The following is a 24,290-nucleotide window of genomic DNA, read 5'->3' on the forward strand; positions in this document are numbered from 1 at the left end:
CCTTACTACGGGTTCGTAACTTTTACTCCTTGTACATAAATGTTGACTGAGTCAACTGAAAGTCCAATCGTGTGATGAATCGTATATTTGACTTTCGTTTGAACATTATGTGCGACTTCTGATATTTTTGTACCGTAGCTGACGATGATGTACATATCAATATGAATGCGATCTTCTTTTTGACGCACAAGAACACCCCGGCTGAAGTTCTCTTTGCGGAGAATATCCGTCAAGCCGTCCTTTATTTGATTTTTGGACGCCATGCCAACAATACCATAGCAATCGATCGCAGCGCCTCCTGCCACCATTGCAATGACTTCATTTGATATATCAATTTGTCCGTATTTCGTTCTAAGTTCAATGGACACATTGGTTCCCCCTTTTTGAGAAATTGCCCTGAGTTATCACTATTTTACTATAAGACCCTTCTTTTTAAAAGAAATCATTCAATCCGACCCAATCTACTTATACTATAGCCTTGATTTTTTATCAAGATGTCAAGGTATTTTTCTTGAAAGAGGAGTAAACAATCCTTGCAAACCCCTTGAAGCTGTGGTAAATTATTAAAGTATCTTGAGGCATCTCTAAGTACGTATATGAAGAATATGATGATGTTTTCGCAGTTAGGAGGGAAACAAATGGCACGTAAATGCGTTATCACAGGCAGAAAAACAAAAGCTGGGAACAACCGTTCTCACGCAATGAACTCTACAAAACGTACATGGGGCGCGAACCTTCAAAAAGTTCGTATTCTAGTGGACGGTAAGCCTAAAAGAGTATATGTATCAGCTCGAGCTTTGAAATCTGGTAAAGTTGAGCGTGTATAAGCAAGAGTAAACGCCTGCTACATTTAACTGTAGCAGGCGTTTTTATGTGGAAATAAAGGAGATTACTCATTAATCTTTCTTAAATGAACCAAGCATCGCACGGACAATGCCGCCAAGAAATCTAGGCAGTTTGATTGTATAAAATTTCATTTTGTCCCCCTCCTAAAAGTACCGCTTGCAGCACAATTGAGCTTAATCAGCCATCCACATTGATAGGTTGGTCAATCTTTGCTTCTTACCATTATTAATATGCCTTCATGAAAAGAAAAAGTACCATTTGAGTGGATGAGTTCGTTACTAATACATAGTGTGGAACCAGGCTCAATATGACAATTTTTCAGAGGATATTTGAAACCTTTTAATGTCAGCTTTTCAACCGATGTACCGAAGGGCAAAAACGACACATATTTTTTATCCGGGTCTTGTTTGATTTCGTATGTACCAGGTCCAAACATTTGAATAATATTTTGTTTATCTACAAGGGTCATGCTCTGTTTGTGCTGAATGCCTTTGTAAAGGAGATGGATATTCCCAAGAAAATGATCTGCTCTTCCGCCTGTGATGCCGTAAATTTGAATATGTGCTGGATTCTGACGCAAAGACCAGTTCAGCGCAAGTTCTAAATCCGTTTCATCTTTCTCTGCCTGAAATAGAGCGAGTGCAGGCAATTTCTTTTTCAGTTCATGAAGCTCCTCTTCTGTCACACTATCAAAATCACCAAATGCTCTGTCAGGTACAATGCCATGCTCTAGTAAGAAAAGGGTTCCCCGATCTACGCCGACCCAGAGAATGTCCTCCTCAGATGCTTCATGATTAAGCGGCGGGATGTATGCAAAAGGACCGCCGGCTACGATATGTATGTGCATGATTACGCTCCTCTCCATTGAAAAAGAACCAAAGATCACAATGACTTTGGTTCTTTTTCTTATGCTTCTCGAATGGCCTGAATGGCCGCCGCGCGGTCGTCTTTCCCATATACCGCTGAGCCGGCAACCAGTAGATTAGCGCCTGCTTCTTTGCAGCTCTTTGCTGTCTCTACATTGACACCGCCATCTATTTCAATGAGTAAATCGGTTAAGCCCTTTTGTTCACTAAGTGTCTTTACTTCTTTTACCTTTGAGAGAACAGAAGGAATAAACGCCTGTCCGCCAAAACCAGGGTTCACCGTCATGAATAAGACTAGGTCAACATCCTCTAATACATGCGCGATTTGAGAAACGGGTGTGTGCGGGTTCAAAACGACCCCTGCTTTGACACCTTGTTCTTTTATATGCTGAATCGTGCGATGTAAGTGTGGACACGCCTCGACATGAACAGAAATAATATCAGCGCCCGCTTTTGCAAATGCAGGGATATACTGGTCTGGCTGCTCAATCATTAAGTGAACATCGAGCGGCAGCTTTGTATGCGGCCTGATCGCCTCCACTACATTTGGTCCAAATGTCATATTCGGTACAAAATGACCGTCCATCACATCAATATGAATATAATCCGCACCACCTTGTTCCACATCACGGATATCTTTCTCCAGATTGGCAAAATCGGCTGATAAAATGGATGGGGCAATATAAACCATGATTTAGTACCTCGGCTTTCTATCTTTAATTTCAGTTAAAAACTCTAAATAATGCTGATAGCGATACTCTCTGATGCGATCGTGTTCTACTGCCTCTTTTACCGCACATCCAGGTTCTTTTACGTGCAAACAGCCTCTAAATTTACATTCTGCACTCTTCTCTCTGATTTCTAAGAAATAGAGCCCTAAATCTTCCACTTCGATGCCTGTAAATTCAAGTGAGCTAAATCCTGGTGTATCAGCAATGAGCCCTTCAGCCGTTCGAATGAGTTCCACATGTCTTGTTGTATGTTTCCCCCTGCCAAGATGGGAGGAAATATCATTTGTTTTCAGTGCTAAATCAGGACTCATCGCATTTAAGAGCGAAGACTTCCCTACACCTGATTGACCTGCAAATACAGTAATTTTGTGATGGAAATGCGGGGTCAGTTTTTCAATTCCATCCCCTTCGATCGTCGATGTTAAATGAACGTCGTATCCAATTTGGCGATAGTCTTCTGCATAGGCTTGAATCGTTTCTCGCTCTTGGTCTGTTTTCAGCAAGTCCATTTTTGTGATGCAGATAATCGGTTCAATCTGGCTCTCTTCAACAAGCACTAGGAATCTGTCTAAAAGCGATGTACTAAAAGTCGGCTCTGCTGCTGAGAAAACGAGCACCGCTTGATCAACGTTGCTAATAGGCGGCCGAATCAGCTCATTTGTCCGCTCTTTTACTTCCAGCAAATAGCCTTCCTTATCGTTATCTGCTTGATAGACGACATAATCTCCAACAAGAGGGGTTATTTTGTTTTTACGAAAAATCCCTCTCGCTCTACACTGAATTACTTTGCCACTTTCTAGAGACTCATCTAGCACATAATAAAATCCGCTTAATGCTTTAATAATTTTGCCCTCAGGCATAAAGTCCCTCCTTTATTCATCATCAGGGTATTCAATCGTTTTGGAGCTCACTACTTTATCATCCACTGTCACCTGATAGTATCCTTTTTGACCAGGTTCTATCTTAAATTTAATCGTTCGCTCAGTGGGCGCAGTGATTTTAAAGGTTTCATATAAATCAGAAATGCTATGTTCTGCGTCATCAATAGATATTTGAACATTCATTTCTTGTCCTTCTGTTTCTGGTTCATACGGGATCGCAATCTTTTCAGTCACCGTTTTGGCCGGTTTCTCTTTTGGTCCAAGAGAGAACGTAATTTTAACCGTATCACCAGGTTTAACAGCTGTCCCCGCTCCCGGTTCCTGCTTCATGACCTCACCTTTCGGCACATCGTCAGAATATGCTTCTTTTTCATCTAGCTTTAGTCCATTATCCTCTAGATAATTTGATGCGGCCTGTTTACTATACGTCGTTAAATCCCGTAAGGTAATATCGGCAGGGCCTATACTGACGGTCAATGTGACTTCTTCATCTGCTGCGACAAGTTCTGTATTCGCGGAAGGTTTCTGTTCCATGACAATGCCTGATTCTGTGTCATTATCATTCACTTCCTCCACAACAACCTGTTTAAACCCTTTTTTCTCTAATCGTTCTTTTGCTTTCTCGACCTTTTCACCTGTTACATCAGGTAATTCGGTTTTTTCTTTACCTGTACTTTGATAAAGCTGAATTTCTGTCCCTTCTTTTACCTTTGTTCCGATTTTCGGGTCTGTTTTGACAACCAGCCCTTTTTCAATCTTCTCGTCGGCAATATCAATGGGTTCAGAAGCGACGGTAAATCCGGCTTTCTTCAAGGTATCTTCCGCTTTTTCAACCGTCATGCCAGAAACATCGGTCACCTCTACATCCTTTGGAAAGAGTAATCCTGGGAAGACCGTGATCGCTAAAATGGTCGCAGCCGTCAAAACAAATAAGATCGATGCTACAATCCACGGCCATTTTTTCCGTTTTTTCTTCGGCTTTTGTTTCTCTTTTTTCTTTGGTTTTTGAACCGAGTGGACGGCTGTTTTTTCATTGTCTTGATCGACTTGATGATCTTTTATAATAGGAATGGCTTTTGTTGCTTCATGATCTTCTTCAATGACAAAGCGCTTTTCTTTTAGTCTTGCAGGGTCAAAAGCCGTTTTTAAGTCTTTTTGCATTTCAGATGCATCTTCGTATCGATAGAATGGATCTTTGGCCATCGCTTTTAAAATGATGTTCTCCACGCTTTGTGGTACAGAAGGATTCCACCTTCTCACAGATGGCGGCTCTGATTGCAAATGCTTCAGTGCGACACTGACAGCGGATTCTCCTTCAAATGGCATGCGTCCTGAAATCAGCTCATAAAGAACAATACCTAGTGAATAAATGTCTGACTTTTTCGTTGCAAGACCGCCGCGCGCTTGCTCTGGGGACAAATAATGCACGGAGCCAAGAACAGAATTCGTATGGGTAATGGTCGCTGAGCTAAGTGCCATGGCAATGCCAAAATCAGTGACTTTGATATTCCCCAAGTTGTCTATTAATATATTGTGAGGCTTAATGTCTCGATGGACGAGCTGTTTCGCATGGGCTTCTTCCATCGCCGCAACGACTTGCTCCATAATGCGAACGGCTTCTTTTGGATGAAGCGGTCCATTGGCGTGTATGTATTCTTTCAACGTCATCCCTTCGACATATTCCATGACAATATAATAAATGTCATCTTCTTCTCCTACATCATAGATACTGACAATATTCGGATGATCTAAGCTGGCTGCTGATTGCGCTTCTCTCCGGAACCGTCTAATAAAATCATCATCGCTTGCAAAGTCAAACCGTAAAATTTTAATCGCCACTTCGCGATCTAAAATCATATCCTCCGCCAAATAAACGTTGGCCATTCCGCCTCCGCCTATGGCGCGAAGAATTTGATAACGGCCGCTGATCCTTTTTCCGATCAACACTTGCTGTCACCCTCCTCTGTTTGGGAGGAGATTTCTAACAGTACTGCTGTAATGTTATCTTCACCGCCGTTGTCATTCGCTGTTTGAACTAACTCTGTTACTTTTTCATCTGGTGCGGTTGTTTGCGATAAAATCTGAATCAAATGTTCTTCTTCTACTTTATTCGATAATCCGTCTGAGCAAAGCAAAATTTGATCTCCTGGATCCACTTCAAAAGTTCGTGCATCAATTTGAACGTGTTTATCTGTTCCTAACGCTTTGGTCAGCACATTTTTTCTTGGATGATATTCTGCATCCGCTTTTGAAATTTCTCCTGTTTTCACTAACTCATTCACTAGTGAGTGATCATCTGTTAATTGGGTTAGCGCGCCTTCTCTTAGCAAATAGCAGCGGCTGTCACCAATATGGGCTATTGTGACCGTTTGCAAATGAACGAGCGCACAAACGATGGTCGTCCCCATTCCTTGGCACTCCTCATTGTTTTTCGCATGTTCGTATACTTGGTCATTAATGTCGCTAATTTTTGAGATTAACCAATTTTCTTGATCGGCTGGTTTATTTGGAATTGAAGATGTTTCCTGCCAGTATTCTTTTAAAGAAGAAACTGCCATCTTGCTGGCTACATCACCAGCAAGATGACCTCCCATTCCATCTGCTACAACAGCTAGAAGTGTGTCTTCTTTTGCTTCAAAAATACCTGCATCATCTTCATTATGCTGACGGACTTTTCCTGTATCGGTTTGAAAGGCTGCCCTTATCAACATTCGTCACCTCGTCTCTTCCTGACGCTCCTTCGCTCTTAGCTGACCGCAAGCAGCATCAATATCATGGCCTTGCTCTCGTCTAATCGTTACGTTTACGCCTCGTTCTTTCAGCGTTTTTTCAAATAGGAAGATTTGTTCTCTTGGTGTTCTCACGTAATCTCTTTCTGGTACATAGTTCACCGGGATGAGGTTTACATGGCATTTGATTCCTTTTAATAAATCAGCAAGTTCTTCTGCATGATGGACTTGATCATTGACTCCGCCAAACAGACCGTATTCAAAGCTCACGCGTCTGCCTGTTTTTTGAATGTAGTATTCAATAGCTTCCATTAATTTTGGCAGCTTGTATGCCTTATTGATCGGCATGAGGCGGCTTCGAATGTCAGTATTTGGTGCGTGCAGGGAGACAGCAAAGTTGATTTGCATTTGCTCATCAGCAAATTGATAAATCTTTGGAATGATCCCGCTCGTCGAAACGGTAATATGACGTGCTCCAATATTTAAGCCGTTATCATGGTTAATGATTTTAAGGAATGCAAGCATTTCATCAAAGTTATCAAACGGTTCGCCAATTCCCATGATGACAACTGAGCTGACGCGTTCATCTGTTTCATCAAGCGCCTGTTGTACTTTCAATACTTGGGCCACAATTTCTCCCGCCTCAAGGTTACGTTTCAAACCGCCAAGTGTAGATGCACAGAATGTACAACCAATCCGGCAGCCAACCTGTGTTGTGACGCAGACAGAGTTGCCGTATTCGTGGCGCATTAGTACGGTTTCAATGGTATAGCCATCGTGTAATTCAAATAAAAACTTAATCGTTCCATCTTGAGAAGTTTGTTTGATCACTGTTTTTAAAGTCGTGATGGCGAATTGATCTTTTAATTTTTCTCTTAATTCCTTTGATAGGTTAGACATTTCATCAAAGGATGTGACGCGTTTTTCATAAAGCCACTCGAAAATTTGTGTTGCACGGAAAGGCTTTTCGCCTTGTTCCTTTAACCAGTCTTTGATTTCATTTAGCTCAAATGAGTAAATCGACGGCATGTCTGTTTTCAGTTCTTTTCTTACTTTTTGTTTTTGTTCTGTCATTTTTTATCCCTTCTTTCTCATGCTGCAAATAAAGAAACCATCTGTTCCGAAATAATGAGGAAGTATTTGTACACTTCCGTTTTGAACAAACGGAGCAACCTGCTCAGGCAGCCGTTCATTAAGAGATAGATCGGGTTCGAAGTCTTGGTGTTCTTGTAAAAACGCATGAATCACTTGTTGATTTTCTGTTGGATCCATTGTACATGTACTGTATACAAGGGTTCCGCCTGGCTTTAGCAGCTGGGCTGTTTCATGCAAGATCGATTGCTGAATTGTCGCAAGTCTTGCTGAGTCTTCCGAGGACTTTGTATATTTCATATCTGGTTTTCGTCTGATGACGCCAAAACCTGAACATGGTGCATCAATGAGAATACGGTCAAACGAAGCATCATCATAATGGTCGTATGCTTTTCTTGCATCAAGTGCTTTTGCCTCAATATGCGTTAAGTTTAGACGCTTTGCCGCCTGTTTGATCAGTTTTACTTTGTGCTCATGTAAATCAAGAGACACAACGTTCCCCTCATCGTTCATTCGCTCTGCAATATGTGTTGATTTACCACCAGGGGCGGCACAGGCATCAAGCACCATTTCTCCCGGCTGAGGGTCCAGCGCTCTTGCGACAAGCATGGAGCTTTCATCTTGGATCGTGACAAAGCCCTCTTGAAAGAAAGGAGTGGATACGATAGATCCTTTCATGAGTTTGAGTGCATCCTCAGAGAGGTCGCCGAGCTCTGTCTCAATTCCTGCATCCATGAGTTCTTGCTGCAGTGCAGTGCGGTTTTTTTTCATTTGATTGACACGCAATGTCTGCTTTGGCGGGACTAAATGAATACGGCACATGCTTTCTGCTGCTTCAAAACCGTACGCCTCCACCCATTCTTGTACGAGCCATAATGGATGGCTTGTCTCAACCGAGAGCCTTTTTACCGGATCTTTGATCGCATCAAATGATGGCACGCCTTCTCTTTGCACAGAACGAAGAACGCCGTTGACTAGTGAAGAAATGCCTTTATGTCCGCGCTTTTTCGTTAGCTCCACTGCTTCATGGATGGCTGCACGATCTGGAATTTTTTCAAGGTAAACCATCTGATAAAGAGACATCCGCAAAAGCTGCATCACCCATGGAGCCACTTTTTGCGGTTTTTTCACAAAGGGTGTGAGCATATAATCAAGTGCCAGCTTGTTTTGCAGTGTACCGTATACAAGTTCTGTTAATAGCGGTTTGTCTTGATCGGAAAGTTCTTTCTCTTTCATCACTGACTGCAAAAGCAAGTTACTGTAGGCTTGATTTTGTTCGAGTTTGATTAAAGCGTCCAGCGCTATTTCTCTCACATTACTTTTCTTCATTGATTAACCCTAATTTCTGTCCAATTTCGATATTTGCGCCTCTTAAGAAGTCTTCACCGCTCATTTTTTTCTTTCCAGCGGGCTGTACACTCGTTAATAAAAGGCCTTGCTGATTTCCTGTTCCAACGACTGGTCCTTCTTTTTGAAGCTCAATCACTTTCCCAGGTTCTTCTGGTGCTTGAAGCGGAACTTTTTTCGCTTCCCATACTTTTAAGTTAGCACCGCTCCATTCAGTATAGGCAACTGGCCATGGATTTAAGCCGCGAACTTGGTTGTAAAGCTCTTCTCCTGGCTTGGTCCAGTCTAATCTTTCCTGCTCCCGCTTAATATTTGGTGCATACGTTGCTGCCTCTTCATTTTGCGGAATTGGCGAGATAGACCTGCTTAACACATTTGGAACTGTGTCTTTTAATAAGGCCGCACCAGCCACACTTAATTTATCATGCAGTGTTCCGACGTTGTCTAATTCATCAATTTCTACTTCTACTTTGCTAATCATGTCACCTGCATCAAGCTTTTCTACCATATACATGATCGTCACGCCTGTTTTCTTTTTGCCTTGCAGGATCGCATAATGGATCGGTGCACCGCCTCTTAATTCTGGCAGCAGTGAGGCATGAACGTTGATACAGCCAAATTCAGGTTCATCAAGTAATCTTTTTGGCAAAATTTGTCCGAACGCTGCTGTTACGATCAAATCTGGCTTTAAGGCAAGCACTTTATCAATTTCTTCATCAAGACGTACCTTTTCAGGCTGTAAAACTGGAATGCTGTGTTTTAAGGCTTCTACTTTTACAGGAGGCGGCGTCAGTACTCGTTTTCTGCCTTTCGGGCGATCTGGCTGTGTGACGACCCCGACAACTTCATATCCTTCTGTGATAAGTGTTTGCAGCACAGGTACTGAGAAATCAGGGGTTCCCATAAATACGATACGTGCCATTTTCTTCACCCTTCCATTTCCGCAAGTTCTTTTTCTGTATAGGTTTGAATGATTTTCGACGTGAATAATACACCGTCTAAGTGATCAATTTCATGCAATAAAGCTCTTGCTAAAAATCCTTCTGCTTCTATTGTAAATGGTTTGCCTTTCTTATCAAAGGCTTTCACCTTCACATAATTTGGTCTTTCAACCGTTCCGTACAAAGATGGAAAGCTCAGGCAGCCTTCAATGTCTGTCTGGCTCCCTTCCACTTCAAGAATCTCAGGATTAACTAAGTCAATCCTCCCAGAATCTTCTCCGATATCGACCACGGCGATTCTTTTTGAGATGCCGATTTGTGGTGCGGCTAGGCCGACTCCATCTAGTTCAAGCATTGTATCATACATATCATCCAGCAGTTTTTTCAGTTTTTTATCGAATGTATCAACAAGCTCTGTTTGTTGTTCAAGCACGTCTGCAGGATGTAAGACTATCGGTTTGATTGCCACGAAAAGACCTCCGTTTTACATCATCATATATGGATTCATATCGATTGATATCATCAACTGTTTTTGTTCCATTTCTTTTTGATAATGATCTTGTATTTTTCGTAATAAACTTGCCAGTTCATTTTCCCTTTTGTATTTTATCACGCATTGATATCGATATCTATCTTTGATCTTAGCGATCGGAGAAGCAGCAGGACCGAGAATCCTTGTATTCGGTGCACAATTCATTTTCAAGAACTGAACAATTTTGTCTGTGACATGCGCTGCCTTCGTCACTTCTTCATGTGATACAGTCACCATCGCCAAAAAATAAAATGGCGGATAGGACTGATGACGACGGTGCAACATCTCTTGCTCATAAAAGGCTTCATAATCATGCTGTTTGGTTAATTCAATACTATAATGCGAAGGTGTATATGATTGAATAATGACTGACCCCGCTTTTTCATGACGTCCCGCACGTCCGCTTACTTGCGTGAGAAGCTGAAACGTTTTTTCACTTGAACGAAAATCAGGGATGTGAAGAGACGTATCCGCACTAAGGACACCGACAAGTGTAACATCTGGGAAGTCTAAGCCTTTTGCAATCATTTGCGTCCCAAGCAGTATATCCGCTTCTTTGTTGCCAAAGGACGTGAGAAGCTTTTCGTGCGCGCCTTTCCGAGAGGTTGTATCTACATCCATTCGGATGACCCTTGCTTCTGGCAATACCTTCGTCAGCTCTTCTTCCACACGCTGCGTGCCTGTACCAAAATAGCGAATATGCTCACTATGGCATTCTGGGCATTCTGCAGGTACAGGAGCTTCGTGACCGCAGTAATGGCACTTCAGCCGTTTTTGAAAGCGGTGATAAGTGAGAGAAATCTCACAATGTGGACATTGTTCCACATATCCGCAATCACGGCACATCACAAAGGATGAATAGCCTCTTTTATTGAGAAATAAAACCGCCTGCTCTTTCCTTTCAAGTACTTCTTTTAACCTGAGCATTAATTCTTCTGAGAACATGGAGCGGTTGCCGTTTCTTAATTCTTCTCTCATATCAATTAACGAAACGTGCGGCAGCTGCTGCTGATTGACGCGCCGTTTGAGCGTCAGCAGTGTATACACACCCTTTTTCGCACGCGCATATGACTCAAGTGAAGGCGTTGCACTGCCCAATACAACCGGACATTGGTGCCGCCCTGCTCGTTCAATGGCCACATCTTTCGCATGATACCGAGGCATTTCTTCTTGTTTATATGACGATTCGTGTTCTTCATCTATAATGATCATTCCTAGATTTTCAAACGGGGCGAAAACAGCCGATCTTGCGCCAACGACAAGCTTGACTTCCTTGCGGTGGATTTTCCGCCATTCATCGTATTTTTCCCCAGTCGATAAGCCGCTATGAAGAACAGCCACATTGGACCCGAAGCGCTCTTTAAAACGCTGGACCATTTGAGGCGTTAATGAAATTTCAGGAACTAGGACGATCGCTTCTTTTCCCTTTTGGAGGACATGATCAATCGTCTGTAAATAAATTTCGGTTTTACCGCTTCCTGTGACTCCGTGCAGTAAAAACGTTTCATGTTTGTCATCGCTCACTGCTTGATGAATGGGTTTTGCCGCTTCTGCTTGCTCTGCTGTGAGATCAAGAGGAGTAGACGGTGTAAACTCCCTATCCCGATAAGGATCTCGATAAATCTCTTCATAGCTTTCTGTTAACAGACCTTCTTGAATCAAGGCTTTTATCGTTTGAGAACTAGCACCTGTTTGTTGCTGCAAATCTTTTGCTAAAAACGTCGTTTCATTCGCTTGAAATAAAAAGGTAAGCAGCGCCTTCTGTTTCACCGCATTTTTCTTTAACTGTTCCTGCTTTTCTTCAAGTTTTTCTTTCGTAACTGCTATCTGAAGTGTCCGCACCTTTTTCTTTCCGGATTTTTGTGAGACGTGATATCTGACTTCTAGATGGCCTTTTTGGACATGCTTTTGAATAGGCTTCAGCTGTTCAGGCGGAATGTCAGCGTAAAGGATGCTCTCTTGCTGACCGAAAAGCTCTTTCAATGACTGCGGAAGTTCCTCAGCTGATAACACCTGAATTTCTTTTTCATATTTGGCTTTCATCGCTGCTGGGAGCATCGATTGAAGCGCCGTAATATGATAGGACAATGTTTTTTCCGTCAGCCAGTGGGAAAGCTCCAATAGCTCATCTGTCAGAACAGGAGATAAATCAAATAAATCGACAATGTCCTTGATGTTTCCTGACTGTACGTCTGTTTCTTCTTTGATTTTTGTCACAAACCCTTGAATCTTCCTTGGGCCAAAAGGAACCACTACCCTCATACCAGCCTTGACAAGGCCTTTAAAGCGGTCTGGCACACGATAGTCAAATGGCCTGTCAATGGATTTCGTTGTGACATCGACGATCACTTCAGCAATCATGCTCGATCACGCTCTTTTGGCAGCAGCTGCTTTGCCTCCTGTAAGATTTCAAAGGCAAGGTCTTTTTTGCTCATCATTGGCAGCTCTTTTTTTGTTCCGTCTGCTTTGATCAATGCTGCGACATTTGTATCTGTGCCAAAGCCTGCGCCCTCTGCTGCAACATTGTTCGCGACAATCATATCTAAATGCTTGGATTCGATTTTCTTTTTCGCATAATATTCTACATCCTGCGTCTCAGCTGCAAAGCCGACTAGCACCTGATGTTCTTTTCTTTTCCCAAGCTCTTTTAAAATATCTTTCGTCCGCTTAAATTCAACCGCTAGTTCACCGTCTTGTTTTTTCATTTTATGAGAATACGTCGTGACAGGCGTATAATCGGCAACGGCTGCTGATTTAATCACTATATCTGCTTTCTCGTACACCTCTAACGCTGCTTGATACATCTCCTCAGCCGATTCCACTTGCACCACATCCACATGCTCAGGCGCAGTTAACGAAACAGGTCCTGAAATAAGCGTAACATCGGCGCCCATTTGCTCGGCAGCTTCTGCAATGGCATAGCCCATTTTCCCAGAAGATCGATTTGAAAGAAAACGAACAGGGTCGATCACTTCTCGTGTAGGGCCAGCTGTGACCACGACTTTTTTACCTGAAAGCGGCAAGCTGGTTGGCTCATCAAAAAACGCACGGATGTGTTCAACAATTTTTTCAGGCTCCTCTAAGCGTCCTTTTCCAATGTAGCCGCATGCTAAATAGCCTTCACTTGGCTCTATAAACCGGTAGCCGTCTTCATATAAAGTGCGGATGTTCCGCTTGACAGCTGGATGGTCATACATGTGCACATTCATAGCCGGTGCAACCCATACAGGAGCTGTTGAAGCAAGCAAAGTCGTTGTGAGCATATCATCAGCAAGTCCTGCGGCCATTTTACCAATGGTATGTGCTGTTGCAGGGGCAACAAGAATGAGATCGGCCCAGTCAGCTACATCAATATGCGCAATGACTTTTGGATTGTTTTCTTTAAATGTATCCACATACACCTCATGCCGAGATAGGGCTTGGAAGGTGAGCGGAGACACAAACTCACGGGCAGATTCTGTCATAATCACTCTTACATTTGCGCCTGCCTGTACGAGTTTACTAGTGAGTGCAGCTGCTTTATATACGGCGATTCCTCCGCTGACGCCGAGTAAAATATTCTTTGACTGTAACATTTGTTTGTCCCCCTTAACGGCCTTTTTCACAAATTCGTCTACAATTCAAAAAAGTCAAAACCAATCATAGTTTTGACTTTTTTGAACGTATCGTATCTGCATAGCAGAAGCGATGTTATTCTTGCTCTTCTTTTTCAAATGTCAAAAGACCAGCATCGATTTCTTCAAGAGCTTTCCCTACAAATTTATAGGATTTTGTGTTTTCGATTTGTTGATCTTGATGGATTTGCATTTCACGTGCACGGCGTGCAGACACTGTGACAAGTGTATATTTTGAGTCAAGTTTGTTCATCAATGAGTCAATTGAAGGATCTAACATGGTTTATTCTACCCCCAGCATTTTTTTATATCTTGGTGCGACTCTGTCTCTTCGCAGGTGCTCTGCAAGGACGATCGCTTTAATTCTTTCACATGCAAGCTCGACATCGTCGTTTTCAACGACATAGTCATAAGCATCCATCATTTCAATTTCTTCTTTTGCAGCAGCCATTCGGTTACGGATGAGATCCTCAGATTCTGTCCCGCGTGTAATAATGCGGTTTTGAAGTTCTGAAAGACTTGGCGGTGCAAGGAAAATAAAGAGACCTTCCGGGAATGCTTCTCTTACTTGAAGTGCACCTTGCACTTCGATTTCAAGGAAAACATCTTTTCCTTCGCTCAATGTTTGTTCTACATAGTCAACAGGCGTGCCGTAGTAATTCCCGACATACTCTGCCCATTCTAACAGCTTTTTGTTTTCAATCATATGTTCAAATTCTTCCCTGGTTTTAAAGAAATAATCAACACCATTTCTTTCACCTTCACGCGGTTTGCGGGTTGTCACAGAAATAGAGTATTCAAATTTCGTATCTTCCTGGGAGAAAATGGCTTGTCTGACCGTTCCTTTTCCAACTCCCGAAGGTCCAGAGAGAACGATTAAAAGTCCTCTTTCTTTCATAATGGCGTATTACCCCTGCCCTTCATCTATGATTTCTTCTTTTACAGAAAGTCTTTGCGCGACAGTCTCAGGCTGAACGGCAGATAAGATGACATGGTCACTGTCCATAATGACAACAGCACGGGTTCTTCTTCCGTATGTCGCATCAATGAGCATGCCTCGATCTCTTGCGTCTTGTATCATTCGTTTAATCGGTGCTGATTCCGGACTGACGATCGAAATCATCCGATTCGCTGAAATGATGTTTCCAAATCCGATATTGATCAACTTTATGGTCATCTTCTTTCGTCCCCCTGTAATATAAACGTCTCTAGTCTCGCCGAAAGAGACGCACTGTAAACAGCATACACAATGACTATTCTATATTTTGCACTTGTTCTTTTATTTTTTCAATAGCGCTTTTCATTTCAACCACCAGCTTTGTTAAATGGTGATGGTTTGCTTTAGATCCAATCGTGTTCACTTCACGGTTGAGCTCCTGTACAAGAAAGTCAAGCTTTCGTCCGGCAGCGCCGCCTTGCGTCAAAATTTGCTGGAACTGCTGAAAATGACTTTTCAGCCTGGTAATCTCTTCTGTAATGTCACAGCGATCCGCAAAGATGGCCGCCTCTGTGATCAGCCTGCTCTCTTCAAGCGCCTCTCCGATCCATTCTTGCAATCTTTGATTCAATCGTTCTTTGTACTGACTCACAACCTCTGGTGCAAACACTTTGATTTCTTCTGTAAATGCCTCGAGTTCAGACAGCCTGAGTTCACAGTCTTTTTGAAGTGATGTTCCCTCCTGCTCTCTCATAAAGCAAAGCTCCTTGACAGCTTCTTCACAAGTGTCTATCAGCAAATGCTCCAGCTGCTCATTACGGCTGACTGACTCTTCCACCTGAACAGCCTGTTCCAGCTTCAGTAAGTCATGTGCATGCTGAATACCTGAAATATGATAGCGGTCCTCAAGGTCTTTTGCGGCTTTCATATATTCATCAAGCAGCGGCCAGTCAATCTGTAAAGACCGGCTTGCAAGTTTACCGCCTTCAATCGTAACAAACAGCTCAATTCGACCGCGCTGCACGTGACGAAGAATGATTTTTTTTAATGTATCTTCGAAATATAAAAGCGGCCTCGGCAAACGGGCATGAACCTCTTTAAAACGGTGATTGACCGATTTTAGCTCAACTGACACTGTCAGTTCACCATCCGTTTTACTCGCTTGGCCGAATCCCGTCATACTGCGTATCATGTGAAAACACCCAATTCTTTCATATTAATAAAATGAAAAAGGTAATAGCAGACACTATTACCTCAAAATTATACCATAACCAATTATTTTTTTCTTGTCAAAAGTGATCCTGCCAGTAAAAAAGTTGGCAATGCAGACATACCGATGATCAGAAGCCAATCGACTGGTGCGACTGCCACCGTTTTGAAAATCGGCTGAAGCGGCGGATAATAAATGACCACAAGCATCAGCAGAAGGGAAGACACAACGGCGCCGATCAAGTACATATTCCCGAATGGATTGCGTTCAAAAATAGACCGTTCACTGCGGCAGTCAAACACATGAATGAGCTGCGCCAAAACGAGTGTGCTGAATGCAACCGTCTGCGCATATTGAAGATTGTTCGGATCACGGTGATACACAAACATAAAGGCTAACAAAGTGGCAATCCCGATCAGAAACCCTCTTGATATGACCTTCCAACCAAGCCCTCTTGCAAAAATCCCCTCTTTCATGTTCCGCGGCTTTCTCTTCATGACATCGCCTTCTGGTTTATCCATTCCAAGTGCCATAGCCGGCAAGCCGTCTGTGACAAGGTTTACCCACAAAATTTGAATTGGAACGAGAGGCAATGGAAGCGCAAGAAGCATCGCAAACAGCATGACCAAAATCTCTCCCACATTCGATGCCAGCAAATAGCGGACAAATTTGCGAATGTTTTCATAAATATTCCGGCCCTCTTTAATAGCGGATTTAATGGTCGCAAAGTTGTCATCAAGCAAAATAAGAGAAGAAGCTTCTTTGGCAACGTCTGTTCCGGTAATCCCCATGGATATGCCGATATCCGCCTGTTTAATCGCTGGCGCATCATTCACCCCATCACCTGTCATCGCGACAATATGGCCATTTTTTTGATAGGCCTTCACAATTCTCAGTTTATGCTCAGGTGATACACGGGCAAAGACGTACACATCTTCTGCTGTTTGCTCCAGCTCTTTGTCGCTTAGCTGATCCAGAGCTTTTCCATCAAGCACCTTTCCTTGCTTCGGTAAGAGACTTAAATCTTTAGCGATCGCTTTAGCCGTTTCTACGTGATCGCCTGTAATCATCACTGTTTTAATGCCAGCATCCCGGCATTCTTTAATCGCTCGTCTCACTTCAGGACGAGGTGGATCAATCATGCCCTCTAGACCGATAAATGTGAGGCCAGTTTCTGCCTGCTGAACAGAGGTGATTTTTTCTGTCAGGCTTACTTTTTTATATGCAATCGCAATGGTTCTAAGCGCTTGTCTTGCTAAACCTTGAATGGCAGCTTCTGTTTCTTGCCGGTGGGCCTTTGAAAATGATGCGGTGCGTCCGCCGTGCATCATATGACTTGAACGGTTCATCAGCACATCTGGCGCCCCTTTGGCAATGACATACCGCTCCTTCTGATTCGTTTCCACGACGACTGACATCATTTTTCTTTCAGAGTCAAAAGGGAATTCCTCCACCACACGAAATCCCGCTTCGATGAATTGCTCTGTAAAACCCGCTTTACGCGCAGCGGTTAGAAGTGCTCCTTCTGTCGGATCGCCATCAAGTCTCATCTCACCGTCTTTTTCAACAATGGTCGATGTATTACAAAGTGCTCCGTATAATAGCACCTTTTGCAGGCTTGGATGTTTGTCTACATGGACAAGTTCTCCGTTTAAGGTAAAATCACCTGACGGCTCGTACCCAGTGCCAGAAATATTCCACGTTTTCCCCTCTGCCCATACATGTGTCACTGTCATTTTATTTTGTGTCATTGTGCCTGTTTTATCTGAGCAAATAATCGAGGCGCAGCCGAGTGTTTCCACAGCCGGCAGCTTTCTGACAATGGATTTTTGTTTAATCATCCGCTGCACACCTAGGGAAAGTGCGACAGTGACGATCGCCGGCAGTCCTTCTGGAATCGCAGCAACAGCGAGAGATACACCCGCTAAGAACATATGATACAAATCATGACCTTGCACCACACCAAGAACAACCACAAGAACAGTTAAAAATAATGCAGCAACAATTAAAATTTTCCCCAGCTGCTCAAGGCGTCTTTGCAGCGGTGTTTCCATATTACCTGCTGAATCCAGCATACCGGCAATTTGTCCCATCGCCGTATTCATCCCTGTACCAATGACAACCCCTACACCGCTTCCTCTTGTGACAAGCGTCCCCATAAAGGCCATGTTCGTCAAATCTCCAAGCGAGACATGATCTCGCGAGAGCGGACTCGCATGTTTGACCGCTGGGATGGACTCTCCAGTGAGGGCAGATTCTTCGATTTCCAAACTCTTTGTTTCTAGTAATCTGATATCTGCGCCAATTCGATCCCCACTTGAAAACTTCACAATATCTCCCGGCACGAGGTGCTTGGACGGGATCTTGACCCATTCATTGTTTCTCCTTGCATAGACATGCGGCGTTGATAATTCCTTTAGTGCTTGGAGGGACTTTTCCGCACGGCGTTCCTGATAAAAGCCAAGCACACCATTTATCAGCACAATCGCCACAATCGCCACAGCATCAATGTATTCACCTAAAAAGGCAGAAATAATCGTTGCCGCAAGCAGGATTAACACCATAAAGTCTTTAAATTGTGCTAAAAAAATAACGAACGCCGATGCCTTTTTCCCTTCCTGCAATTCATTTGGCCCATGCTTTTCAAGCCGCTTTTGCACATCTTTTTCTGACAGTCCGTCACCTATCGATGTATTCATTGTTTTTAATAAATCGGTTTGGTTCAGTTCATGCCAATTCATTTGACCTCGTCCACTCCTCTTTTGTTCTCTCTCTTATGCAGTGTTCTATAAGCCAGTTTATTCAGACTCGTCCTAAATCATGCTATAATAATAAGACTGCCTAAAGAACGAGAAAACGTAAGGTTCTTTCAGTAGATTTGTGTGAAAGAAGAGGGTGTATCCAACATGTCATTTGACGGCATTTTTACATACGGTATGACTAATGAATTGCAAGAAACATTAACTGGCGGAAGAATTTCGAAAATACATCAGCCATACAAGCATGAGCTGATTTTTCATATCCGGTCAAAGGGGAAGAATCATAAGCTTCTTTTATCCGCTCACCCGAGCTATGCAAGGGTACAGCTCACTGAGCACCATGATGATAATCCGAGCGAACCGCCAATGTTTTGTATGCTCCTCAGAAAACATCTTGAGGGTGGGTTCATTGAACGTTTTGAACAAATTGGGTTAGATCGGGTGATCGTGCTGCACGTGCGAAGCCGAAATGAAATTGGCGATGAACAAACCCGTAAGCTATATATTGAAATTATGGGCCGGCACAGCAACTTGATTCTCGTGGAGGACGAAACGGAGCAGATCATTGACGGACTGAAACATCTTTCTCCATCTGTGAACAGCTATCGAACGGTGCTACCAGGACATCAATATCTTCTGCCGCCGGCACAGCAAAAGCTGAATCCTTTTGACGTGACGAAGGAAGATATTTTAAAGCATTTACGTTTTCAAGAAGGGAAAATCGCCAATCAAATTGTCGATACATTCTCTGGGGTTTCTCCGCTGTTTGCTAAGGAAGCTGTCCACAGGGCCGGTCTTGCCAATCAGGAAACGATTCCAAGTACATTGCTCGAGATGTTTCAGCTCATTCAGGCGCATTCTTTTACCCCTCAGCTCACGAGAAAAGATGGGAAAGAGTATTTTTATTTATTAGAACTTCAGCACGTCCATGGTGACATGAAGACATTTGATTCTCTTAGCGAGCTACTTGACCGTTTTTATTTCGGAAAAGCTGAAAGAGATAGAGTCAAACAGCAGGCGGCTGATCTTGAACGTTTTGTTGCGAATGAAAAAAAGAAAAATGAAAACAAGCTGAAAAAACTAACAAGAACGCTTGAAGAATCTCAAAATGCGCACAAGTATCAGCTTTATGGTGAATTGCTTACTGCCAATATATATGCAATTAAAAAAGGGGATAAAGAAGCGACTGTCATCAATTATTATGATGAAGAAGGCGGAGAGATCACGATTCCGCTCAAAACAAACAAAACCCCTTCTGAAAATGCACAAGCGTATTTTACAAAATACCAAAAGGCAAAAAATGCAGTAGAGGCCGTAAATGAACAAATCGAACGAACACATGAAGAAATTGTTTATTTTGACGAGCTGATCCAGCAGCTGTCCTCTGCCTCACCAAAAGATTTAGAGGAAATAAGAGAAGAACTGGTGGAAGGAAAATATTTGCGTCCCAAACAAAAGCGCAACGCCAAAAAGAAAAAACCATCGGCCATTCAGCTTGAAGCATATGAATCTTCTCAAGGTGTTCCGATTCTCGTTGGAAAAAACAACAAGCAAAACGAATATTTGACCACAAAGGCGGCAGCTCGTGATGACATTTGGCTGCACACAAAGGATATTCCTGGATCACATGTTGTCATTCGTCACAAAGCGCCTGATGAACAAACCTTGCTTGAAGCGGCACAAATTGCTGCCTACTTCTCGAAGGCAAAAGAATCAAGCTCCGTCCCTGTCGATTATACGAAAATCCGGCATGTGAAAAAACCAAACGGAGCAAAACCGGGCTTTGTCACGTATGATCAGCAGCAAACATTATTTGTGACGCCTGATGAGGATGTTGTCCTAAAGCTGAGAAAATAAAAAAGAGCCGATTAAATCTTTGGATGAGATTTTATCGGCTTTTTCTTTGTCGTTTTTTTCTTTCTATATAGAGCTCATCGAGTGCATCTACATCCTCTTGTTCAAGCAAGGTCTCAATGGCCTCAGCCAGCTGTTTAGTGCGGGCTGGGCTTGCACCACTCGTAGATACAGAGATTGTCACTTTTCCTGCCCTCACAACTTTTGGCACAATCACATTGCCAAGCTCTGACCGGCTCACACAGTTGACGAGCTGATGAGGAAGCGCTGATTGCGTCATCCACTCGTTTACTGAAGGATCGTCTGTAGCAGCGACAATTAAAAATGCATCCTTTACATCTTCCGCCTCAACTTTCTTTTTCTTCCAAGTCAGCTCATATGTCTCAATGAGATCCGCCATTTCATCACAAATGTCAGGGCTCACAATGGTTATGCTGCATGGCTCCATGCATAGCGCACTCGTCCTTCTAGCCGCAATCCTTCCACCGCCGGCAATCAGCACATGTTTATTGGTTAGATTAAGATGAACTGGAAGCATGGCTTTCTCCTTGAAAACGAAACGCATCCTCTTTGTTTAAGATGGTTTCCTGCACACGTTCAATATAAGCTGCTTTTACATGGGGATGAAACCCAATATATCGGCAGACACGGACATCTCGCAACCGCTCTCTCGCCTGATTCGCTTCACTCTCAATCTCTTTCATTAAAATGCCGGTAAATAAAAGATAAGGCACGAGATAGACAGGCGTATCGTCATCTACTGTTAACTGTGCTAAGACGTCACGATAATTCGGTTCACACGCTGTAATAAAACACGGAAAAACCTCTGTACAAGGCAACATGCTACGGACATCATCTGCAATGCCAAACACATCCCGCTTTACATCTGGATCAGAGCTTCCACGGCCAATTAAGAGAATTTTTGCACGCTCTCCCTTGTATCCAGCTTCTTCAATCCTTGCGATAACCGCTTTCGTGACTTCTTGGTTCACGCCTATAGGTCTTCCATATGTCACCTTCACTTGTGGGAAACGTTTTTGTACTTTCACAATCTCATCTGGAATATCTGATTTGGCATGCATGGCAGTTAAAAGGAGGAGCGGGACGATCGCAATGTGGGTTGCTCCTTTTTGCACACAAGTCTCAAACCCTTCTTCAATTGAAGGGTCCGTCAACTCTAAAAAACAAATTTCTTGGATATCTGCTTCCACTAACGGCATACAGCTTTTCATAAAAGAAATGGCTTTATCCTGTGCTTCTTTTACCCTGCTTCCATGCCCAACATAAAGGACAGCTTGTTTCATTTGACTCCTCCTTGCGACCTTAGTTTTATTCAGACGAAAAGACACGATGTCCACACGTGTCTTTTCATCTTTGTTTTCATTTCTCAATCAGTGCTGGTTCAAACCAGTTCAACTTTTGATGAAAGTGAACGACATCTCCTACCACGATTAAACTTGGGTGCTCAATCCCTTCTTTTTCAACCGTTTCAGATAGTGTCGCCACCGTGCAGCAAGTCGTCTTTTGCCTTGTGGTCGTTCCCCAGTGAATAAACGCAGCTGGGGTTTCAGGATTCCGCCCATTTTTCAAAAGCAGCCGCTGGACTCTTTCCACGTTTTTGACGCCCATGTAAATGACAAGGGTATCAATCCCCGTCGCCAGCGCTTCCCACTTTTCTTCAAAATGTTCATCCTTTTGATAATGCCCTGTTACAAACGCAACATTTGAGCTGAATTCTCGGTGCGTGACTGGAATGCCTGCATAAGCAGCGGCTGCAATGCCAGAAGTAATCCCCGGGACAACTTCATACGGAATACCATGCTCAGCTAAGCATTCGATTTCTTCACCGCCACGGCCAAATACAAAGGGATCACCGCCTTTTAGACGAACGACTATGTTCCCTTCCTTCGCATGAGCAACAAGCGCTTCGTTAATCGCTTCCTGTCTCATCGTATGATGATTCGGCAGTTTGCCGCAATAGATCAACTCCGCCTCCGGTTTGGCATGGGCAAGAATCTCTTGATTGACAAGACGATCATATAAAATGACATCTGCCTGCTGTATTGCCTTATGGGCCTTTAGCGTAATTAAGTCTGGGTCACCCGGTCCGGCACCAACAATGTATACTTTCCCCATCTTGCTTTCTCCCCCTGCCATCAGGCGATTATTTCGTTTTATCTTTTACATAATCAACAAGGCGCTGTTTTGACTCCTCGCGTGATAATTCACCTGTATCTAGGACGAGCTCAGGCGCAGCTGGCTCTTCGTATGGTGAATCGATTCCCGTGAAAAATGGAATTTCGCCGTTTCTTGCTTTTTTATATAACCCCTTTGGATCACGCTCTTCACACACGTTCAGATCACATTTCACAAACACTTCGTGAAATTCTCCGTCTTCGACTAACTGTCTTACGATTTGGCGGTCTTCTTGAAATGGTGAAATAAAAGCAGTAATAACAATCGTTCCTTGCTCAACAAATAATTTCGCCACTTCACCGATGCGCCGAATGTTCTCTTTTCTGTCGTCATCTGAAAAGCCTAAATCTTTATTGAGTCCATGGCGTACGTTATCGCCGTCAAGGACTGTCACTTGGTACCCTTGTTCAAACAGCTCTCGAGCCGCTGCGTTGGCGATCGTCGATTTACCTGAACCGCTTAGACCTGTCAGCCAAATGATCCCGCTTGTATGGTTGTTTTTCTGTTGATATTCTTTTTTAGTAATAGATGAATCATGCCACACGATATGTTCGTTGCTCATGTCATATCCTCCTTTAAGATACTGTCGTTTTTAATCCTTCGATTAATGTTTCAATGACTTCTTTTCGGCTGAACGTGCTCGGTGGTAATTCACCATTTCTCAGCATCGTTCTCACCTTTGTACCTGAAAGAATGACATGTTCGCTTTTATCATGTGGGCATGTTTTTGGTGTTGCCATGGCTTCACATGTATTGCAGTAAAAGCTGTGTTCAAATTTTAATGGTGTGATCCCAATTTCTTCGCTTGTAAATTGTTCAAATAACTCCTGCGCTTCGTATGTGCCGTAATAATCACCAACACCTGCATGATCTCTGCCGACAATAAAATGTGTACAGCCATAATTTTTACGCACAAGCGCATGAAAAATCGCTTCCTTTGGTCCAGCATAACGCATGGCAGCAGGAAAAACACCTAAAAAGACGCGGTCTTTCGGGTAATAACCGTTCAGTAACACTTGATAGCTTTTCATTCTTACATCTGCTGGAATATCATCAGATTTTGTTTCACCAACAAGTGGATTTAAAAATAGACCATCCACTGTTTCCAGTGCTGTCTTTTGAATGTATTCATGCGCGCGATGGACTGGGTTTCTCGTTTGGAAACCGACAATGGTTTTCCAGCCGTTTTCTTTAAAATGTTTTCTTGTTTCTTCTGGCTCATACGTAAATTGCGGGAAAGGTTTTTCACTGCGTTTCGTCAGTGTAATTTTACCACCAATATACGTGTCACCGCGTTCAAATAATTTTTTCACGCCTGGGTGATTGCGGTCATCTGTTTTATACACATTCACTGCTTCTTTTTCCTTATCAGGTGTGTATTGATCTTCCACCTCAATGACCCCGTATACTGTTCCATTATACGATAGACGAACAATGTCACCTTGATTGATCTCCGCTGCTTTTTCCTTTGTGACAGGCAAAGTAATCGGAAGAGACCAAACGACACCACTTGCTAGCCGCATACTGCTCACAACTGCTTCATAATCAGCTTTTGTTAAAAACCCTTCAATTGGACTATATCCGCCAATTGCAATGAGTTCAAGGTCTGCAAAGGAGATCGCATCTAGTTCAATTTCCTTTGCAGCTGTGCTGAGATCATATTCTTCATTTACTCGATTAATTAATACGCCACCATGTGGTGTTAAACTCATTTGTTCATCTTCCTCTCAATGTTCATATTTATTAGATGTTAAT

The 24,290-nt window shown here is 43.1% G+C and carries 25 protein-coding genes; 2 read left to right on the plus strand and 23 right to left on the minus strand.

All coding sequences use genetic code 11. From position 1 onward, the window contains the following. Positions 1-5: 5 nt before the first annotated feature. Entirely contained in the window at positions 6-368 is a 363-nt protein-coding gene (locus ACTJJQ_RS03890; protein ID WP_008344871.1) for an Asp23/Gls24 family envelope stress response protein, read from the minus strand. Positions 369-638: 270 nt separating this feature from the next. Here ACTJJQ_RS03890 and rpmB point away from each other — a divergent pair, with 270 nt between their 5' ends. After that, positions 639-827, plus strand: a complete 189-nt coding sequence (gene rpmB / locus ACTJJQ_RS03895) for a 50S ribosomal protein L28 (RefSeq protein WP_003212514.1) — start codon at positions 639-641, stop codon at positions 825-827. A gap of 69 nt (positions 828-896) precedes the next feature. On the opposite strand, the gene spoVM is transcribed toward rpmB, so the two are convergent. The 17 genes from spoVM to ACTJJQ_RS03980 form a co-directional block, all read right to left on the minus strand. Beyond that, positions 897-977 carry a stage V sporulation protein SpoVM gene (gene spoVM, locus ACTJJQ_RS03900; RefSeq protein WP_008354550.1) on the minus strand — a complete coding sequence of 27 codons (81 nt, stop codon included), beginning with the start codon at positions 975-977 and terminating at the stop codon, positions 897-899. Between the two features lie 71 nt (positions 978-1,048). Further along, the gene (locus tag ACTJJQ_RS03905; RefSeq protein ID WP_072367277.1) at positions 1,049-1,693 is read right to left on the minus strand and encodes a thiamine diphosphokinase; all 645 of its coding nucleotides are present in this window, start codon (positions 1,691-1,693) and stop codon (positions 1,049-1,051) included. 59 nt (positions 1,694-1,752) lie between these two features. Then, on the minus strand, positions 1,753-2,403 hold the full coding sequence (gene rpe, locus ACTJJQ_RS03910) for a ribulose-phosphate 3-epimerase (RefSeq protein WP_017367226.1): 651 nt from the start codon (positions 2,401-2,403) through the stop codon (positions 1,753-1,755). 3 nt (positions 2,404-2,406) lie between these two features. Beyond that, positions 2,407-3,303, minus strand: coding sequence for a ribosome small subunit-dependent GTPase A (gene rsgA, locus ACTJJQ_RS03915; RefSeq protein WP_440599965.1), 897 nt, complete (start codon positions 3,301-3,303; stop codon positions 2,407-2,409). Between the two features lie 12 nt (positions 3,304-3,315). After that, a complete protein-coding gene (pknB, locus tag ACTJJQ_RS03920; RefSeq protein WP_440599966.1) occupies positions 3,316-5,271 on the minus strand; it encodes a Stk1 family PASTA domain-containing Ser/Thr kinase in 1,956 nt (651 codons plus the stop codon). Beyond that, positions 5,265-6,035: a Stp1/IreP family PP2C-type Ser/Thr phosphatase gene (locus ACTJJQ_RS03925; RefSeq protein WP_034647887.1), complete on the minus strand. Its 771-nt coding sequence runs from the start codon at positions 6,033-6,035 to the stop codon at positions 5,265-5,267. The genes pknB and ACTJJQ_RS03925 overlap by 7 nt, the downstream gene beginning before the upstream one ends. 3 nt (positions 6,036-6,038) lie before the next feature. After that, positions 6,039-7,127: a 23S rRNA (adenine(2503)-C(2))-methyltransferase RlmN gene (rlmN, locus tag ACTJJQ_RS03930; RefSeq protein WP_007499669.1), complete on the minus strand. Its 1,089-nt coding sequence runs from the start codon at positions 7,125-7,127 to the stop codon at positions 6,039-6,041. Between the two features lie 3 nt (positions 7,128-7,130). After that, complete coding sequence (rsmB, locus tag ACTJJQ_RS03935) at positions 7,131-8,474, minus strand: 16S rRNA (cytosine(967)-C(5))-methyltransferase RsmB (RefSeq protein ID WP_440599967.1); 1,344 nt, start codon at positions 8,472-8,474, stop codon at positions 7,131-7,133. Then, complete coding sequence (fmt, locus tag ACTJJQ_RS03940) at positions 8,461-9,414, minus strand: methionyl-tRNA formyltransferase (protein ID WP_007499673.1); 954 nt, start codon at positions 9,412-9,414, stop codon at positions 8,461-8,463. Before fmt ends, rsmB begins: the two co-directional genes overlap by 14 nt. 5 nt (positions 9,415-9,419) lie before the next feature. Further along, positions 9,420-9,902: a peptide deformylase gene (gene def, locus ACTJJQ_RS03945; protein WP_017359337.1), complete on the minus strand. Its 483-nt coding sequence runs from the start codon at positions 9,900-9,902 to the stop codon at positions 9,420-9,422. A 15-nt stretch (positions 9,903-9,917) separates the two neighbouring features. After that, a complete protein-coding gene (gene priA, locus ACTJJQ_RS03950; RefSeq protein ID WP_440599968.1) occupies positions 9,918-12,326 on the minus strand; it encodes a primosomal protein N' in 2,409 nt (802 codons plus the stop codon). After that, positions 12,323-13,540, minus strand: a complete 1,218-nt coding sequence (gene coaBC, locus ACTJJQ_RS03955; RefSeq protein WP_326110332.1) for a bifunctional phosphopantothenoylcysteine decarboxylase/phosphopantothenate--cysteine ligase CoaBC — start codon at positions 13,538-13,540, stop codon at positions 12,323-12,325. The genes priA and coaBC overlap by 4 nt, the downstream gene beginning before the upstream one ends. A gap of 115 nt (positions 13,541-13,655) precedes the next feature. Further along, entirely contained in the window at positions 13,656-13,859 is a 204-nt protein-coding gene (gene rpoZ / locus ACTJJQ_RS03960) for a DNA-directed RNA polymerase subunit omega (RefSeq protein WP_008344896.1), read from the minus strand. A gap of 3 nt (positions 13,860-13,862) precedes the next feature. Further along, the gene (gene gmk, locus ACTJJQ_RS03965; protein WP_007499680.1) at positions 13,863-14,477 is read right to left on the minus strand and encodes a guanylate kinase; all 615 of its coding nucleotides are present in this window, start codon (positions 14,475-14,477) and stop codon (positions 13,863-13,865) included. A gap of 9 nt (positions 14,478-14,486) precedes the next feature. Continuing rightward, positions 14,487-14,756, minus strand: a complete 270-nt coding sequence (gene remA / locus ACTJJQ_RS03970) for an extracellular matrix/biofilm regulator RemA (RefSeq protein WP_008344898.1) — start codon at positions 14,754-14,756, stop codon at positions 14,487-14,489. Between the two features lie 76 nt (positions 14,757-14,832). Next, complete coding sequence (locus ACTJJQ_RS03975) at positions 14,833-15,708, minus strand: YicC/YloC family endoribonuclease (RefSeq protein WP_017359340.1); 876 nt, start codon at positions 15,706-15,708, stop codon at positions 14,833-14,835. An 83-nt stretch (positions 15,709-15,791) separates the two neighbouring features. Further along, positions 15,792-18,467 carry a calcium-translocating P-type ATPase, SERCA-type gene (locus ACTJJQ_RS03980; RefSeq protein WP_007499684.1) on the minus strand — a complete coding sequence of 892 codons (2,676 nt, stop codon included), beginning with the start codon at positions 18,465-18,467 and terminating at the stop codon, positions 15,792-15,794. Between the two features lie 165 nt (positions 18,468-18,632). Between ACTJJQ_RS03980 and ACTJJQ_RS03985 the strand changes: the two genes are divergently transcribed. Continuing rightward, entirely contained in the window at positions 18,633-20,342 is a 1,710-nt protein-coding gene (locus ACTJJQ_RS03985; RefSeq protein WP_440599969.1) for an Rqc2 family fibronectin-binding protein, read from the plus strand. 31 nt (positions 20,343-20,373) lie between these two features. On the opposite strand, the gene ACTJJQ_RS03990 is transcribed toward ACTJJQ_RS03985, so the two are convergent. Genes ACTJJQ_RS03990 through sat form a run of 5 tightly spaced genes read right to left on the minus strand, consistent with a single transcriptional unit; the run spans position 20,374 to position 24,247 of the window. Next, positions 20,374-20,877, minus strand: coding sequence for a precorrin-2 dehydrogenase/sirohydrochlorin ferrochelatase family protein (locus ACTJJQ_RS03990; RefSeq protein ID WP_440599970.1), 504 nt, complete (start codon positions 20,875-20,877; stop codon positions 20,374-20,376). Next, entirely contained in the window at positions 20,858-21,676 is an 819-nt protein-coding gene (locus ACTJJQ_RS03995; protein ID WP_440599999.1) for a sirohydrochlorin chelatase, read from the minus strand. Before ACTJJQ_RS03995 ends, ACTJJQ_RS03990 begins: the two co-directional genes overlap by 20 nt. A 43-nt stretch (positions 21,677-21,719) precedes the next feature. Next, on the minus strand, positions 21,720-22,475 hold the full coding sequence (gene cobA, locus ACTJJQ_RS04000) for a uroporphyrinogen-III C-methyltransferase (RefSeq protein WP_035700704.1): 756 nt from the start codon (positions 22,473-22,475) through the stop codon (positions 21,720-21,722). Between the two features lie 28 nt (positions 22,476-22,503). Then, positions 22,504-23,097, minus strand: coding sequence for an adenylyl-sulfate kinase (cysC, locus tag ACTJJQ_RS04005; RefSeq protein ID WP_008344911.1), 594 nt, complete (start codon positions 23,095-23,097; stop codon positions 22,504-22,506). Positions 23,098-23,110: 13 nt separating this feature from the next. Then, entirely contained in the window at positions 23,111-24,247 is a 1,137-nt protein-coding gene (gene sat / locus ACTJJQ_RS04010; protein WP_440599971.1) for a sulfate adenylyltransferase, read from the minus strand. Positions 24,248-24,290: the final 43 nt, after the last annotated feature.

This window comes from Bacillus sp. 22483 (genome assembly GCF_052044605.1).
Lineage (GTDB): Bacteria > Bacillota > Bacilli > Bacillales > Bacillaceae > Bacillus > Bacillus altitudinis.

What these genes read in the sequence shown, in the direction of transcription:
- priA (WP_440599968.1), bottom strand. Translation starts at nt 12,326, where the DNA reads ATGATTGCTGAAGTGATCGTCGATGTCACAACGAAATCCATTGACAGG.
- spoVM (WP_008354550.1), bottom strand. Translation starts at nt 977, where the DNA reads ATGAAATTTTATACAATCAAACTGCCTAGATTTCTTGGCGGCATTGTC.
- rpe (WP_017367226.1), bottom strand. Translation starts at nt 2,403, where the DNA reads ATGGTTTATATTGCCCCATCCATTTTATCAGCCGATTTTGCCAATCTG.
- ACTJJQ_RS03925 (WP_034647887.1), bottom strand. Translation starts at nt 6,035, where the DNA reads ATGTTGATAAGGGCAGCCTTTCAAACCGATACAGGAAAAGTCCGTCAG.
- rlmN (WP_007499669.1), bottom strand. Translation starts at nt 7,127, where the DNA reads ATGACAGAACAAAAACAAAAAGTAAGAAAAGAACTGAAAACAGACATG.
- coaBC (WP_326110332.1), bottom strand. Translation starts at nt 13,540, where the DNA reads ATGTTACAGTCAAAGAATATTTTACTCGGCGTCAGCGGAGGAATCGCC.
- ACTJJQ_RS03990 (WP_440599970.1), bottom strand. Translation starts at nt 20,877, where the DNA reads ATGCTTCCAGTTCATCTTAATCTAACCAATAAACATGTGCTGATTGCC.
- cysC (WP_008344911.1), bottom strand. Translation starts at nt 23,097, where the DNA reads ATGAGCAACGAACATATCGTGTGGCATGATTCATCTATTACTAAAAAA.
- rpoZ (WP_008344896.1), bottom strand. Translation starts at nt 13,859, where the DNA reads ATGTTAGATCCTTCAATTGACTCATTGATGAACAAACTTGACTCAAAA.
- rpmB (WP_003212514.1), top strand. Translation starts at nt 639, where the DNA reads ATGGCACGTAAATGCGTTATCACAGGCAGAAAAACAAAAGCTGGGAAC.
- remA (WP_008344898.1), bottom strand. Translation starts at nt 14,756, where the DNA reads ATGACCATAAAGTTGATCAATATCGGATTTGGAAACATCATTTCAGCG.
- fmt (WP_007499673.1), bottom strand. Translation starts at nt 9,414, where the DNA reads ATGGCACGTATCGTATTTATGGGAACCCCTGATTTCTCAGTACCTGTG.
- ACTJJQ_RS03985 (WP_440599969.1), top strand. Translation starts at nt 18,633, where the DNA reads ATGTCATTTGACGGCATTTTTACATACGGTATGACTAATGAATTGCAA.
- rsgA (WP_440599965.1), bottom strand. Translation starts at nt 3,303, where the DNA reads ATGCCTGAGGGCAAAATTATTAAAGCATTAAGCGGATTTTATTATGTG.
- ACTJJQ_RS03905 (WP_072367277.1), bottom strand. Translation starts at nt 1,693, where the DNA reads ATGCACATACATATCGTAGCCGGCGGTCCTTTTGCATACATCCCGCCG.
- rsmB (WP_440599967.1), bottom strand. Translation starts at nt 8,474, where the DNA reads ATGAAGAAAAGTAATGTGAGAGAAATAGCGCTGGACGCTTTAATCAAA.
- ACTJJQ_RS03975 (WP_017359340.1), bottom strand. Translation starts at nt 15,708, where the DNA reads ATGATACGCAGTATGACGGGATTCGGCCAAGCGAGTAAAACGGATGGT.
- sat (WP_440599971.1), bottom strand. Translation starts at nt 24,247, where the DNA reads ATGAGTTTAACACCACATGGTGGCGTATTAATTAATCGAGTAAATGAA.
- cobA (WP_035700704.1), bottom strand. Translation starts at nt 22,475, where the DNA reads ATGGGGAAAGTATACATTGTTGGTGCCGGACCGGGTGACCCAGACTTA.
- gmk (WP_007499680.1), bottom strand. Translation starts at nt 14,477, where the DNA reads ATGAAAGAAAGAGGACTTTTAATCGTTCTCTCTGGACCTTCGGGAGTT.
- ACTJJQ_RS03980 (WP_007499684.1), bottom strand. Translation starts at nt 18,467, where the DNA reads ATGAATTGGCATGAACTGAACCAAACCGATTTATTAAAAACAATGAAT.